Origin of the sequence: Nocardiopsis sediminis (assembly GCF_042650565.1) — a bacterium.
Taxonomy (GTDB): Bacteria; Actinomycetota; Actinomycetes; order Streptosporangiales; family Streptosporangiaceae; genus Nocardiopsis_B; species Nocardiopsis_B sediminis.
In genome coordinates this window covers 1-14,008 of sequence record NZ_JBHSBH010000027.1, presented here as the reverse complement: position 1 = coordinate 14,008, position 14,008 = coordinate 1, and the positions used below count along the sequence as shown (strand labels likewise).

10 protein-coding genes, 1 tRNA gene and 1 riboswitch are annotated in these 14,008 nt (G+C 71.2%); of the genes, 5 read left to right on the top strand and 6 right to left on the bottom strand.

From position 1 onward, the window contains the following. The first annotated feature begins 428 nt into the window (after positions 1-428). Entirely contained in the window at positions 429-1,604 is a 1,176-nt protein-coding gene (locus tag ACFOVU_RS29200) for an epoxide hydrolase family protein (protein ID WP_378538715.1), read from the top strand. Between the two features lie 34 nt (positions 1,605-1,638). On the opposite strand, the gene ACFOVU_RS29195 is transcribed toward ACFOVU_RS29200, so the two are convergent. Then, the gene (locus ACFOVU_RS29195; RefSeq protein ID WP_378538713.1) at positions 1,639-2,865 is read right to left on the bottom strand and encodes a cytochrome P450; all 1,227 of its coding nucleotides are present in this window, start codon (positions 2,863-2,865) and stop codon (positions 1,639-1,641) included. Between the two features lie 185 nt (positions 2,866-3,050). Here ACFOVU_RS29195 and ACFOVU_RS29190 point away from each other — a divergent pair, with 185 nt between their 5' ends. After that, a complete protein-coding gene (locus tag ACFOVU_RS29190) occupies positions 3,051-6,209 on the top strand; it encodes a BTAD domain-containing putative transcriptional regulator (RefSeq protein WP_378538711.1) in 3,159 nt (1,052 codons plus the stop codon). 66 nt (positions 6,210-6,275) lie between these two features. Here the strand turns inward: ACFOVU_RS29190 and ACFOVU_RS29185 are convergent. Both ACFOVU_RS29185 and ACFOVU_RS29180 read right to left on the bottom strand, forming a co-directional pair. Next, positions 6,276-6,348: transfer RNA gene (locus tag ACFOVU_RS29185), tRNA-Ala, on the bottom strand. Between the two features lie 204 nt (positions 6,349-6,552). Next, positions 6,553-6,672 (bottom strand): DLW-39 family protein, encoded by a 120-nt coding sequence (locus ACFOVU_RS29180; protein WP_217783044.1) that lies wholly within the window; start codon positions 6,670-6,672, stop codon positions 6,553-6,555. 343 nt (positions 6,673-7,015) lie between these two features. Here ACFOVU_RS29180 and ftsH point away from each other — a divergent pair, with 343 nt between their 5' ends. After that, positions 7,016-9,142 (top strand): ATP-dependent zinc metalloprotease FtsH, encoded by a 2,127-nt coding sequence (ftsH, locus tag ACFOVU_RS29175; protein WP_378538710.1) that lies wholly within the window; start codon positions 7,016-7,018, stop codon positions 9,140-9,142. 78 nt (positions 9,143-9,220) lie between these two features. On the opposite strand, the gene ACFOVU_RS29170 is transcribed toward ftsH, so the two are convergent. Beyond that, complete coding sequence (locus ACFOVU_RS29170; RefSeq protein ID WP_378538708.1) at positions 9,221-10,054, bottom strand: helix-turn-helix domain-containing protein; 834 nt, start codon at positions 10,052-10,054, stop codon at positions 9,221-9,223. A 303-nt stretch (positions 10,055-10,357) separates the two neighbouring features. Continuing rightward, positions 10,358-10,672 (bottom strand): DMT family transporter, encoded by a 315-nt coding sequence (locus ACFOVU_RS29165; RefSeq protein ID WP_378538707.1) that lies wholly within the window; start codon positions 10,670-10,672, stop codon positions 10,358-10,360. Between the two features lie 19 nt (positions 10,673-10,691). Then, positions 10,692-10,758, bottom strand: a riboswitch (guanidine-III (ykkC-III) riboswitch). 226 nt (positions 10,759-10,984) lie between these two features. Between ACFOVU_RS29165 and ACFOVU_RS29160 the strand changes: the two genes are divergently transcribed. Beyond that, complete coding sequence (locus tag ACFOVU_RS29160) at positions 10,985-11,293, top strand: hypothetical protein (RefSeq protein WP_378538705.1); 309 nt, start codon at positions 10,985-10,987, stop codon at positions 11,291-11,293. Positions 11,294-11,765: 472 nt separating this feature from the next. Here the strand turns inward: ACFOVU_RS29160 and ACFOVU_RS29155 are convergent, their stop codons facing one another. Continuing rightward, the gene (locus tag ACFOVU_RS29155; protein ID WP_378538704.1) at positions 11,766-12,872 is read right to left on the bottom strand and encodes a winged helix DNA-binding domain-containing protein; all 1,107 of its coding nucleotides are present in this window, start codon (positions 12,870-12,872) and stop codon (positions 11,766-11,768) included. Positions 12,873-13,066: 194 nt separating this feature from the next. Here ACFOVU_RS29155 and ACFOVU_RS29150 point away from each other — a divergent pair, with 194 nt between their 5' ends. Then, positions 13,067-13,909, top strand: a complete 843-nt coding sequence (locus ACFOVU_RS29150) for an SDR family oxidoreductase (RefSeq protein WP_378538703.1) — start codon at positions 13,067-13,069, stop codon at positions 13,907-13,909. The last annotated feature ends 99 nt before the right edge of the window (positions 13,910-14,008 follow it).

Here is a 14,008-nt window from a genome sequence, read left to right as displayed (position 1 = left end):
GGGGTCGGTGATGGCGGGGGGAGTGGTGCTCATGACCTCATTCTATCGAACACCTGTTCGCAACACAAGGAGTTATTTCGTGATTTCCCTGGGTGGTTCGTGCTGATCAGGCGCAAACCCGGGCACGCCCCGCCCAGGCCCGCCGCCCCGCCGGCCCCCACCACCCGGGGCGCCCCGTCCTCCCGCACCCCACGCACACGGATCACCCGACCGCCGAGCGGGGCCCACCGCTCACCGTCGCTGCCCGCCTTAACGGCCACCACCCCACCGCCCGGACCGTCCGCGCTACCGCGAACCGCCCCCCGCCGTCGCTGCCCGCCGTAACACCAACCACCCAGCACCCGCCACCCGGCTGAATCGAGGCGTCCACGCATCTGCGAACGAATCGAGGACAGAACCCGGCCCCGTTCCTCCTTAGCGTCGGTTCCATGACCTCAACGACCTCCATCACCACCACCCCGGATCAGAACACCCAGGCCATCCACCCTTTCCGCATCGACGTCCCCCAAGAACAACTCGACGACCTCTCGGCACGGTTGGCCGCTGCCCGCTGGCCCGATGAGGTGCCGGGGGTCGGCTGGAGCCGGGGTGTTCCGGTCGCCTACCTAAAGGACCTCGCTGACTACTGGCGCAGCGGCTACGACTGGCGCGAGCACGAAGCGGCGCTCAACCGGCATCCGCAGTTCACCACGTCCATCGACGGGCAGACCCTCCACTTCCTGCACGTGCGCTCGCCCGAACCCGAGGCCACACCGCTGGTCCTGCTGCACGGCTGGCCGGGCGGTGTCGTGGACTTCCTCGACGTCATCGGCCCGCTCGCGGATCCCCGCGCGCACGGGGGCGACCCCGCCGACGCGTTCCACCTGGTGATCCCGTCGTTGCCGGGGTTCGGGTTCTCGACGCCTCTGGCCGGTCCGGGCATGAACGTCGCTCGCATGGCCGGGCTGTTCGTGACACTGATGTCCCGGCTCGGCTACGACCGTTATGGAGTGCAGGGCTACGACACGGGGGCATGGGTCGCCCCCGAAATGGGCCGGCAAGCCCCCGACCACGTCATCGGCGTCCACGTCAACGCGCTGCTCACGTTCCCCATCGGCGCCGAAGGCGAACTCGACGGCCTCACCGAGGTCGAGCAGCAGCGCTGGCAGGCGATGCAGGACTTCAATGACGGCTACTTGCAGTGCAATTCCAAACGGCCCCAGACCGTGGCCTACGGGCTGCACGACTCCTCCGTCGGGCAGCTCGCCTGGATCGTCGAGAAGTTCAAGGAGCTCACCGATCCGAAGGACGGGCTCCCCGAGGACAGCGTCGACCGCGACCGCATCCTCACCGATGTCAGTGTGTACTGGTTCACGGGCACGGCCGGATCGGCGGCGCAGATCTACTACGAGGAGATATCCGCGAACTCATGGCCCACCGCCCAGCGCGGGACGGTGCCGACCGGTGTCCTGGTGTCCGCGCACGACGTGACCATCCGCAGGTGGGCCGAGCGCGACCACGCCATCGTGCACTGGACCGAGCTCGACATGGGCGGCCACTTCCTCTCCATGGAGGAACCGGAGGCGCTGGCCGACGACGTCCGTGCCTTCTTCCGGAAGGTGTGAGGCGCCGTCCGGATGCGCGCCCCGGCACGGCCGCCTACCGGGCCGTGCCCGTCCAGGTGACCGGCAGTTCGTGGACGCCGTAGATGTTCATGTCGGTCTTGAGTTTCACTTCGCCGGCGGGGACGGCGAGCTCCAGGGTCGGGAAGCGGCGCAGCAGCCCGTCGAAACCGGCGCGCATCTCGATGCGGGCCAACTGCTGGCCGAGACACTGGTGGACCCCGTGTCCGAAGGCCAGGTGGCCGCGGGCCCTGCGGTGGATGTCGAGGGCGTCGGCGCCGTCGAAGCGCCGGGGGTCGTGGTCGGCGGCCAGCAGCGACACGATGACGGTCGACCCCTTGCCGATCGTCTCCCCGCCGAGTTCGATGTCCTCCGTCGCGTAGCGGTAGAGGATGTCGACGACGGACAGGTAGCGCAGCATCTCCTCGACGACATCGGGCATCAGGGCCGGGTCGGCGCGCAGCTCGGCCATCTGCCCGGGGTTCTCCAGGAGCGCGAAGGTGCCCAGCCCCAGCATGTTGGCGGTGGTCTCGTGGCCCGCGAGCAGCAGCAGGAAGGCGGCGCCGGTCAGCTCCTCGATGGTGAGGTCGTCGTGGCGGGCCAGGTCGGACAGGATGTCGTCGCCGGGCTCGGCGCGCTTGCGCGCGACCAGTTCGCCGAGGTAGGTGGTCAGCGCGCCCAGAGCGGCCACCTTCTCCTCCAGCGACTGGTCCTTCACCATCAACCGGGCGGCGTTGACCTGGAAGTTCTCCCGGTCCTCGTAGGGGACGCCGAGCAGCTCGCAGATCACCAGCGAGGGCACCGGCAGCGCGAACTCCTTGACCAGGTCGACCGGCGGTGCCAGGCGCGCCAGGTGGTCGAGTTGCCGCTCGGTGATGTCGTTGATGCGCTCTTCGAGCATCTTCATGCGCTTGACGGTGAACGCGCCTGTGAGCCGTTTCCGCAGCCGCCCGTGGTCCGGCGGGTCCATGGAGATGAACACGCCCGGCATCTGCGGGGACGGTTCGGTGACGGCGGGCATGCCCGGGATCTCGTAGGGCACGTGGACGGGGCCGATGTCCTGCCGGGAGCTGAACCGGGTATCGGCCATGACCTGGCGGACGGCATCGTAGCCGGTGACGAGCCAGCCCTCGTGGCCGTCGGGGAAGATCAGGGGGCTGACGGGGCGGGCCGCACGCAGCCGGGTCATCCTGCGGGGCGGGTCGAAGGGGCCAGCATCGCGCTCCATGGGCAGGCCGTGGGGGACGGGAACCGTTCGGCTCATCGGAACTTCCTTTCGTGGCGGCTGTTGCGGCCACGATCGCCAACGGGCCTGACACGCGCCTGACACGGCCTGGACACCGGCCCCGCCGGAGACACCGCCTGCGGGCCATCACCCCGGCGACCTGCTGAACAGCGTCGACGGCCGGCGGCCAGGGACCGGCCGACCTCCCATGGCAAAATCAGCAGGTGCAGATCGGGATGCTCGGGCCGTTCGAGGTCCGCACGGACGACGGCGCCCTCGCCGACGTGCCGGGCGCGCGGCTGCGCGCGCTGCTGGCCGCCCTCGCGCTCCAGCCGGGTCACACGATCCCGAAGGCGAAGCTCATCGACTGGATCTGGGGCGAGCACCCGCCCTCCGACGCGGCGAACGCCTTGCAGCGCCTGGTCTCGCGGCTACGGAAGGTCCTGCCGGAGGAGCTGATCGAGGGGCGGACGAACGGCTACCGGCTGACGCTCGACCCCGACGCCGTCGACGCCGTTCGGTTCGAGCGCCTCATCGGCCGGGCCCGCGACGACGAGGATCCGCGGCGGCTACGGCGGCTGCGCGAGGCCCTCGCGCTGTGGCGCGGTGCGGCCATGCAGGACGTCGGCCGACCGGACAGTGCGGCGAGTGCGGCGTTGGACGCGGCGGTCACCCGGCTCGAAGGGCTGCGCCTGACGGCCATGGAGGACCGGTTCGATGCGGAGATCGCCCTCGGCAACGGCGCGGAGCTGGTCGCGGAGCTCACCGACGCGGTGGCCGCGCACCCGGTACGGGAACGGCTCGTCGCCGCCCTGATGCGCGCCCTCGCCGCGACCGGTCGCGACTCCGAGGCGCTGCTCGTGTACCAGCGCACGAGGGAGGCCCTCGCCGACACGCTGGGCGTCGACCCCGCACCGGAGCTGTCCGCGCTGCACGTCGCACTGCTGCGGGGCGAGGTGGAACGATCGGAGGAGAACCGCAGGATCAACCTGCGCGCCGAGCTGACCGGCTTCGTCGGCAGGGACGCCGATGTCGCCGCCGTCCTCGAGCTCATCGCCGACCACCGGCTCACCACCCTGACCGGGCCGGGCGGCTCAGGGAAGACCAGGCTGGCCGCCGAGACCGCGCGCACGCTGCTCGGCGACCTGCCAGACGGCGCCTGGCTGGTGGAGCTCGCCGCCATCGGCGCCGACGGCGACGTGGCGCAATCGGCGCTCACCGCGCTCGGCCTGCGGGACACGCTGCTCGGCGAGGCACCGGACGCGGAGCCGGCCGACCGGCTCGTCGCCGCGATCCGCGAGCGGTCGATGGTGCTGGTCCTGGACAACTGCGAGCACGTGATCGGGCCCGCTGCGGCCTTCGCACACCGGGTGCTCGGGGAGTGCCGACGGCTGCGGATCCTCGCGACGAGCAGGGAGCCGCTCGGCATCACCGGTGAGGCGCTGTGGCCGGTCGCGCCCCTGGCCCTGCCAGAGGACGACGCCGGCCCCGGCGAGATCGCGTCGTCTCCGGCCGTCCGGTTGCTGCGGGACCGGGCCGGCGCGGTGCGCGGCGATCTCGCGGCCGACGTCCCCACTTTGTCGACGATGGTGCGCGTCTGCCGGGCGCTGGACGGCATGCCGCTGGCGATCGAACTCGCCGCGGCCAGGTTGCGCACCATGTCCCTCGACCAGCTCGCCGACCGGCTCGACGACCGGTTCCGCCTGCTCACCAGCGGCAGCCGGACCGCGCTGCCGCGGCACCGGACGCTGCGCGCGGTGATCGACTGGAGCTGGGACCTGCTCACCGGCGCCGAACGGACGGTGCTGCGCCGGCTCTCGGTGTTCTCCGGCGGGGCGAGCCTGGAGGCGGCCGAGCGGGTCTGCGCCGGCGCCGCCTTCGAGCAGGATGCGGTCGGGCAGGACCAGGTGTTCGAGCTGCTGACCGCTCTGGCCGAGAAATCGCTGCTGATCGCCGAGGGCGGCCGCGCGCCGCGCTACCGGATGACCGGAACGATCCGGGAGTACGCCGGGCACCGGCTCGCCGAGGCGGGCGAATCGGACCTGGCGCGCCGTGCGCATCTCGCCTACTTCACCGAGCTCGCCGAGACCGCGGAGCCGCACCTGCGCCGCGCCGAGCAGGTGGAATGGCTTGCCGCGCTCGAGGCCGAGCACGACGACATCGGTGCCGCGATGCGCGGTGCGCTCGCGGCCGGCGAGGCGGCTGCGGCGATGCGGCTCGCGGCGGGCGCCGGCTGGTACTGGTGGCTCGCCGGGCACAAGGCCGAAGGCCTCGATCTCATCACCGCGGCCGCCGATACCCCCGGCGAGGTGGCCGATGGGGTCCGGGCCACGGTGTACGCGCTCGCCGTGCATTTCGTGAACTCCCGGCCGAGCGACGCACACGAGTCGGAGGGGTGGATCCGCAAGGCCTACCGGTTCAGCCGGCGCGGCGCGTCCCGCTACCACCCGCTGCTGGGGTTCGTCGCCCCGCTGGAACGCCTGCTGCGCACACCCGACGTGGACGCGTTCGCACCGCTGCTGGCGGAGGCGGACCCCTGGGCGCGGGCACTCGCCCGGTTCCACCTCGGCAAGATGCGGATCGTGCTCGGCCAGGGCGGACGGGACGCGGACGCCCATCTCGAGATGGCACTGTCCGAGTTCCGGGCGCTCGGCGAACGGTTCGGGATCTCGCTGGCCTTGAGCGAACTGGCGGACCGCATCGCCGCCCGCGGCGAGTTCGCCCGCGCATGCGAACACTACGACGAGGCGGTCGCGGTCATCACCGAGGTCGGTGCCACCGAGGACGTCATCCGGATGCGGGCGCGGCAGGCCCAGCTGTACTGGCTGATGGGCGATGAGGACGCCGGCGCGGCCGCCATGGCCGAGGCGCAGCGGTGCGCGGACCGCGTCACCTGGCCCGACGCGCTGGCCGAGCTGGCCTTCTCGAAGGCGGAACTCGCTCGCTGGCGCGGCGACGCAGAGGAGGCGTACCGGGAGCTCGGCGTCGCAACGGCCGTCTTGGGCGACGAAGCGGAGCGGGCGAGTATCCGTGTGGTGACCGACCACCTGCTCGGCTGCCTCGCCGGCGATCTCAGCGAGGCGCGCAAGCACCACGCCGCGGCCTGCCGGGCGGCGGTGGAGTCGGGGTATGCGCCCGCGATCGCGCAGGTGGTCGTCGGGGTCGCGGACCTGGCGCTGCGCGAGTACCGGTACGAGCAGGCCGCGCGGCTGCTCGCGGCGAGCGCCGGCGTGTGCGGTCTGCCGGACCGCTCCCGGCCGGATGCGGCCCGGATCGAGCGGGCCGCGCGGTCCCACCTCGGGGACGCGCGGTTCGTCAAGGAGACGCAGGAGGGGGCGCGGGCGGGCTGGCGCGAGTTGGCCGCGATCACGCTCGCCGGTTGAACATCCGGACAGCGAAAACCCTCTCGTCCACGTGGTGGGCGAGAGGGTTTCCCTGCGAACTCGAGGTGGAGCCAAGGGGAGTCGAACCCCTGACCTCCGGTATGCAAAACCGGCGCTCTGCCAGCTGAGCTATGGCCCCAGTGATCAAGGAGAGCATACCGTCCCCGCGGGCAGCGGTGGGCCGGTCGGCGGAGAGTGCGCGGGGACCGGCGGCCGGGGGGAGAGGGATGTCCCAGAAGCGTGGGCGCGGCAGGGGAAAACGATGATCGCCCACGTCTTCTGGCACACACGACGACAGCCACCGACACGTCGGACGTGCCGTGGCTGGTCGGCCTGGTGGAACCTAGTTGTCGCCGGCCGTGGCTTCCGTCCACAGGTCGAGCTCGGCGCGGTCGGCCTGGATCTTGCGATAGACAGCGAACGCCCCGAGGGCAACCAGCACCAGGACGATGATCTTCTTCACGGTGTGGACCCCTTCTTAGATCACGGATAAGGATGAGAGTCGAACAGACGCCTTCGCTGTTTCAGTGGCAGGGAGAACCCCGATCGCGCGGCGGCCCGATGATGGCCGCCGCCCGCCCCCGAGCGGAAGGCGTCAGTAGAGCACTTTATGGGGTTGTCTCCCAGCAGACTAGCAACCCGTCGCGGCAATCCTGCCCGATGTCCGTGTTTCCCGACGCGGCCCGCGGATTCCCGCCGCACACCGCACTCCGGGCCAGGACCTTACCCCTCTCCACGCGTGTTCTCCCACGTCAGCACGGGAAGCGCAATTACCGTGAGCCCTGCGCGGCACACAGGGGGTGACGATGGCCGACGACGAGGAACCCGCACCGGGCCGGCGCGAACCGGAAGACCGGAACAGGGACCGGAACAGGGACAGGGACAGGGACAGGGACCGGGAGCAGGACCGCGACCGCGGCCGGGGCGGCCGCGAGGGCCGGGGCCGCGAGGAGCCCCCGCCCGGCCCGTGGCGCACCGAGGGCGTCCCGTCCGGGAAGGACGATGAGACGACCACCCCCAAGCCGCCCAACTGGCGCCGGTTCATCATCACCCTGCTCCTCCTCTACCTCGCCTTCTTCGTCGTTACCTGGATCGCCGACCTCCAGCACAACATGCGGACGATCCCGTACACGACGTTCAGCGACGAGGTCGCCAAGGGCAACGTCAAGGACGTCTACGTCAGCGGGGAGACGATCGAGGGCCGGCTCAACCGGGCCCAGCCCGTGCCCCACCACCCCGACGAGACCTACACCGAGTTCACCACCGAACGCCCCATCTTCGCCGACGACGACATCTACCGCGCGATGGTCGAGAAGGGCGTCGTCGTCCGGGCGGAGCCGGTCAGCCAGCAGCGCGGGGTCTGGTCCAACCTGTTCTGGGCGTTCCTGCCGGTCATCGTCTTCGGCTTCTTCTGGTTCTGGCTGCTGCGCAGGGGCCGCAGCCTCATGAGCGGCATGGGCGGGATGGGCGGGATCGGCGGCATCGGCAAGAGCCCCGCCGCCACGCCCATCGACAGCACCACGATCCGGGTGACCTTCGACGACGTCGCCGGCATCGACGAGGTCGAGGACGAGCTCGTCGAGGTCGTCGACTACCTGCGTGAACCCGAGAAGTACCGGCGCCTGGGCGCCAAGCTGCCCAAGGGCGTCCTCCTCACCGGGCAGCCCGGCACCGGAAAGACCCTGCTCGCGCGGGCCCTCGCGGGCGAGGCGAAGGTGCCGTTCTTCTCCGCCAGCGCTTCGGAGTTCATCGAGATGATCGTGGGCGTCGGCGCGAGCCGCATCCGCGACCTGTTCGGCGAGGCGCGCAAGGTCGCTCCCGCGATCATCTTCATCGACGAGATCGACACCATCGGCCGCACCCGCGGCGCCCAATCGCTCGGCGGCAACGACGAGCGCGAGCAGACGCTCAACCAGATCCTGACCGAGATGGACGGGTTCACCGGGACCGAAGGCGTCGTGGTGGTCGCCGCCACCAACCGGCCGGACGTTCTCGACCCCGCTCTGCTGCGCCCCGGCCGGTTCGACCGCCGGGTGACCATCAGCCCGCCCGACACCGCCGGGCGCCAGGCGATCCTCGGCGTGCACACGCGCATGATGCCGCTGGCCGAGGACGCCGACCTGGCGCGGCTGGCGCGCAGCACCCCGGGCATGACCGGCGCTGACCTGGCGAACCTGGTCAACGAGGGCGCCCTCCTCGCGGCGAAGCGCGGCCACACGGCGGTGGCCTACGACGATTTCATCGACGCCCTGGAGAAGGTCCAGCTCGGCACCGCACGGTCGGTGGTCATGCCCAAGAAGGAGCGCACGCGCACCGCCTTCCACGAGTCCGGCCACGCGCTCATCGGCATGGTGCAGCCCGGCGCCGACCCGGTGCGCAAGATCTCGATCATCCCGCGGGGGAGGGCGCTCGGCGCCACCATCTCCACCCCTGAGGACGACCGCTACGGCTACGACGAGCCCTACCTGCGCGGCCGCATCATCGGCGCGCTCGGGGGGATGGCCGCGGAGCAGGTCGTCTACGGCGTGGTCTCCACGGGGGCCGAGAGCGACCTGGAGAACGCCACCGCGGTCGCCCGGCAGATGGTCGGGCGGTGGGGGATGTCGGAGGCCATCGGCCCCATGACGGTGCTGCCCGGCCCCGGGCAGGAGGGCCCCGGGCAGCGGTTCGCCCCGGCGACCCTCGACTCCGTCGACGCCGAGGTGCGCCGGATCATCGAAGAGTGCTACAGCGAGGCGCGCGACCTGCTGACGACCAACCGCGAGCGGCTCGACGCCATCGCCCACGCGCTGCTGGACAACGAGACGCTGGACGAGCGCGCCGCCTACGAGGCGGCCGGCCTCACCCCGCCCGGTGAACCGGAGCAGGGTGGGCCGGGGCAGGGTGGGCCGGGGGAGCAGAGTGGGCCTGAGGGCACGGCGCCCCCGGGGTAGCGGAACAGGGGCGGATCCCCATGTCGACACGTCGTCATGGCGGCAGCGGTCAGCGGGCAACGGTCAGCGGTCGGGGGGTCAGGTCAGCAGGGAGAGCCGTTTGAGGGTGGTGAGGGTCGTCTTCGGGGTCCCCGCGACCGCGGTGAGGCGGCGCCACACCTCCTGGCAGGCGGCGACCCCGTCCTCGGACTCCACGATCCCGCCCCCGTGCGTGGCGTCGACGAACGCCAGAGACGCCTCGTCCTCGTCGAACTCCAGCACGGTGAAGGGCCCGGCGGCCCCGGCGTGCAGCCCGGCCGAGGTGGGCACCAGCCGGATGACGACCCGGTCGTGCGAGGTCCCCAACTCGATCAGCCGGCGCAGCTGCGCGTGCAGCAGCGACGGGTCGGAGCCCACCCGGCGCAGGGCGTCCTCCTCGATGACGGCGTGGTAGCGCTCCAGGTTGTCGCGGTCGAGGACCTCCTGGCGCTTGAGGAACGCCGCGACCATCCGCTCGACGCCGCGTTCGTCGTGCCCCTGGGAGCGGGCCAGCTGGGCCGTGTACTCGGGGACCTGGAGGAGATCGGGGACCAGCATGCCGGCATAGGTGTCGATGGCGACGGCGCCGGCCTCGTTGCCGACGTAGGCCGAGGACAGGACGTCCTCGTACTCGGTCCACCAGGGCCGCAGGCGCGACTCGCGGACCAGCGTGAGGATGGCCTCGCGCTGGCCCCCGGTGACCCCGTACAACTTGAGCAGGGCGGAGACCTCCATGACCGAGGGCCACTTGCGAATACCGGTCTCGATATGCCCGAGTTTCGCAGGTGACCATTCGAGCACATCGGCCACATCACTGAGGGTCATTCCGGCTTGGACACGCCGTCGGCGCAATTCGGCTGAAAGACGGCGACGGCGAACTGTGGGGCTCGTCATAGCGTTCGGTTCCGTACACGCTGAGTACTGGGGCTGTGGCACTAGAGAAGCACTCGCCCTACCCTCTAGCAATGCGTTTCTAGAAATTGGCCGCCGGATCCGGGATTTTCTCCCCGCCGCGGGACCGAATACCCCGTTGCGGCGTTGCCCCGGTGGCCGGAACACACCGGTGGGGCCGGTGGGGAGGGCCGCCGCTCCGCGGGCGCGAACGGGGTCGGCCGACGTTTCCCGCCCGCCCCAATGGCGGCGGACCGGATCGAGCCCCGTCGACCGACCGAATCCCGCCTCTGCCGGGCGGGCCCCCTAGTGCAGGAGCTTCAGCCCGACGATGCCGCTGACCAGCAACAGCAGACAGAGGATCTTCGCCACGGTGACGCCTTCGCCCATCCAGGCCATCCCCACGATGGCGGTGCCGACGGCGCCGATGCCCACCCAGACCGCGTAACCGGTACCCACAGGGATGGTCCGCAGCGCCAGGGCCAGCCCGGCCATGCTCAGCACCAGAGTGACGATGAAGATGAGCGACGGCCACAGCCTGGTGAAACCCTCGGTCCTGGACAGAGCGGTCGCCCACGCGGTCTCGAGCAGACCGGAGATCACCAACAGAACCCACGCCATGAACGCCTCCCGGATCGGATCCGCGCCGTCTTTGCGTTCCGGGTACGGCGCACCTCGTCCGGGGGCGGTCATGGCCGACCGGTCCCACATCCACGGTAGCAACCCGCACGCCGATCGCCACGGCGGATGCGGTGAGATGGGGCACCACGCCCGGCCGGCGCACCCGGGGCCGCACGGCGACCACCCGCCCCAAGGGCAGCTCGTGCACCACGCGGCCCCACGCCGCCTGCCGACCGAGCCCCGAGGTCCGAAAGCGCGTACGATGCAGGATGGATGAACGGGGGACCGCACCCCGAACACGCTAGGAACCCAATGAGCCAACCCATGGACGACACCGAGCGGCTGATCGCGAACGCCGAGGAGGAACTTCCGCCATCGACACGTTCGCGGCTGATCGCGAAGCTCCGCATGGGGCACCACATCGATGAGGCGGCTCGCGACCTCGGTGTCAGCCCGCAACGCGTGTTCTCGACAGCCCGCATCCTCAAGCCGTTCGGGGATCAACTGGACGCCACTCTCACCGCCGAGCGCGATCCGAATATCCCGCACGGGACGGTCACCGGTTACAACAAGCGCTGCCGTTGCCCGCAGTGCCGGGCCGCGGTCAACCGCCGCATCTGATCCCGCGACCTCGCGAGTCACAGCGTTTACCGAGAATTATCCGCCGGATGCGGCCTTTTCAGGCTTATTGATCTTGAAGCTGGGGAAACCGCTCAGCATGAACGAGCGTGTGGACTGGGCGACGATGAGCGACGAAGAGTTCATGGCGCTGGTGCGTCAGCTCATGGACAACCCGGGGGTCGACTCCGACGACGAATAGCCGCATCCGCCGCACCACCCGGCGCGAACGCGGGGGCGTGCCCCGCGTCGATGCATACCGTCCGGCTCCCTGCCGACCGAGGAGGGCGCCCGGATCCAGTACGGCCGCGCGCAGGCACAGCCGCGGCCGCAGAGGGCCTGCGCGTCTTCGGCCGGCGCCCGGGAGGCGCCCCTGTGCACCGGCGCGACACCGTGCTCCTGTGGTCCCGTGTTCGGACCGCGCTCGGCCTGTGTCCCGCGGCGGTCGCCGTCGGCCGTCACCGTCTCCCGGAGGCTATCCCACCGCGACATCCATCGTCGCCCGGATTCCGAGAAACCTGCCGATATCCTCGACCTCCGCCGCGACACCGGCCATCGCCTCCTCGGAGAGTGGGGCGAAGGGCTCGATGACGACGGCATCGCCCCGCCACCGCCACCGCGCGACCACCTCGCCGTCGGCCAGCACCGCGGGGTGGATCACCCCGCCGCCCGGGAGGATGCGCCGCGCGGACTCGGGGGGCAGCGCCCACGCGCGCTCCTTGTAGCCCAGCAGATAGCCGTCGTAGGGGCCGAGCAGGCGCACAGCGGGCCGTGAGCGGGGCGAGGGAAAGGCGTCGGCCACCTCCCGCAGCGCCCATGCGCTCCCCGAATCGGTGGCCACCTCCGCGAGCGAAGGCGACACCAGATCCCACGCGCGCCGCACCTGCCCCGCGGGCAGGCCCGACCAGACGGCGAAGTCCTCGGGGCCCACCGGGCCGTAGCCGGACACGTGCCGGCGGGCCAGCTTCGCCAGCGCGGCGTCGGTGTCGCGCGGTTCCCACGCCCCCGCCCAGTCGCGCAGGAGCACGTAGGTGGCCTCGCCGGCGTCCGTGTCCGGCCCCCGGCACACCACCCCGCGCAGCGCCGCGAAGAGGAGGAGGTGGAAGGGCGCCTGACCGTCGGCGGGCACCGGGACACCCGACTCGCGGAGCCCCGCCACCACGCCGGGCCGGGTCTGCGGCCGACCGGAGGCGAGCAGGTCGGGGAGGGCGCGCACCGCACGTTCGCACAGGTCGTCGTCGAGCCCGAGGTCGATCCGGCGCTGCCGGAACCGGGGCAGGACGACCGGGCCGAAGAGGTCGACGATCCAGCCGGCATCGGCGGTGGGGATCATGTGCAGGGTTCCGCGCATGGCCCAGGTCCGGATCACGGAACGCTCCTCGGCGACCGCGCGGCGCACGTCGGCGAGGGCCAGGCCCGAGGTGCGCGCACGCACCGCCAGCTTCGACGCCTTCAGGTCCTGGGCTTGCAGGGCGGCGGCCCCCCGGACGGCCCCGACCACACCCGCGGCGGGCGGGCCGGCGAGGAGCTGGGCGTGCATGCGGGCGAGCCGGAGTCGAGCGGGAGTCAGGGCTGCGGGCATCGACGGGTCCTTTCGTCTCCTTACCGACAAGTCGGCGTGCCGACCAGACTGCCAGGCCCTCAGGACACGTCGGATTCGAATGCCGTACTTCACATGCCGTACTTCACACATGGGCGCCGTCCGCGAGGTTAGGGGCAATCCGCGGGCACACGCCCGAATGGCGGACGAAGGACGACTGGAGGCGAGGGTCCACGATGGGTTCGATACTGGTCACAGGCGGTACGGGCACCCTCGGCACGCACGTCGTGCGACGGCTGGCCGACCAGGGGAACGAGCCGCGCCTTCTCAGCCGGCGGGCGGCCCCTGCTTGGCCGGAACGGGCCATGTGGTTCACCGGCGACCTGAACACGGGTAAAGGACTCGACCGGGCACTCGACGGGGTGACCACTGTCGTGCACTGCGCCCACAGCCCGGCGTCCCCCTCGGCCGAGGTGACCGCGATGGCGAACCTCATCTCGGCGGCCGCACGTGCCGGGGTCGAGCACGTGGTGCAGGTGTCCATCGTGGGGATGGACCACATCCCGCTCCCCTACTACCGGGGCAAGGTGGCCGCGGAGGAACTGCTGGGGGAGTCCGGGCTCGACCACACGGTGCTGCGGGCAACGCAGTTCCACGAGTTGCTGCTGTGGATGTTCGACCGGCTGACCCGCCTGCCGGTCGTCCCGCTGCCGACGGGTTTCTGGGCACAGCCGATCGCGGCCGACGAGGTGGCGGAGCGCCTGGTCGCCATCGCCCTGGAGGGCCCGGCACCGGCACCATCGGACCGGGACCTGGGCCGGGACCGCGCTCGGGAACAGCAGATCGGCGGGCCACAGGTGCGCACGGTGGAGAGCCTGGCCGATGCGTACTTCATCGCCAGGGAGATCGACCCGGTGCTCGTACGGCTCCCTCTGCCGGGGAGGATCGCGTCCGGCTTCAGATCGGGGGCCAACCTCACTCCCAAGCACCGCGAAGGCGTGCGCACGTGGGAGGAGTTCCTTGAGGACCGGTTCCGGGAGAAGGAAGCGAACAAGCCGCGGGAATGGTCGCTGACGTGAGGGCGTGAGGGATGGAGAGAGGTGCTGTGGTGCACTCCCGGGTCCATTCACGAATGCACAAGGGGCACAAAAAAGGTGGGGTGGGAGCCATGCTCCCAC

Bases quoted from the DNA above. Each gene is read 5' to 3' on its own strand.
- ftsH (WP_378538710.1), top strand. From the start codon at position 7,016: ATGGCCGACGACGAGGAACCCGCACCGGGCCGGCGCGAACCGGAAGAC.
- ACFOVU_RS29160 (WP_378538705.1), top strand. From the start codon at position 10,985: ATGAGCCAACCCATGGACGACACCGAGCGGCTGATCGCGAACGCCGAG.
- ACFOVU_RS29165 (WP_378538707.1), bottom strand. From the start codon at position 10,672: ATGGCGTGGGTTCTGTTGGTGATCTCCGGTCTGCTCGAGACCGCGTGG.
- ACFOVU_RS29155 (WP_378538704.1), bottom strand. From the start codon at position 12,872: ATGCCCGCAGCCCTGACTCCCGCTCGACTCCGGCTCGCCCGCATGCAC.
- ACFOVU_RS29195 (WP_378538713.1), bottom strand. From the start codon at position 2,865: ATGAGCCGAACGGTTCCCGTCCCCCACGGCCTGCCCATGGAGCGCGAT.
- ACFOVU_RS29170 (WP_378538708.1), bottom strand. From the start codon at position 10,054: ATGACGAGCCCCACAGTTCGCCGTCGCCGTCTTTCAGCCGAATTGCGC.
- ACFOVU_RS29150 (WP_378538703.1), top strand. From the start codon at position 13,067: ATGGGTTCGATACTGGTCACAGGCGGTACGGGCACCCTCGGCACGCAC.
- ACFOVU_RS29200 (WP_378538715.1), top strand. From the start codon at position 429: ATGACCTCAACGACCTCCATCACCACCACCCCGGATCAGAACACCCAG.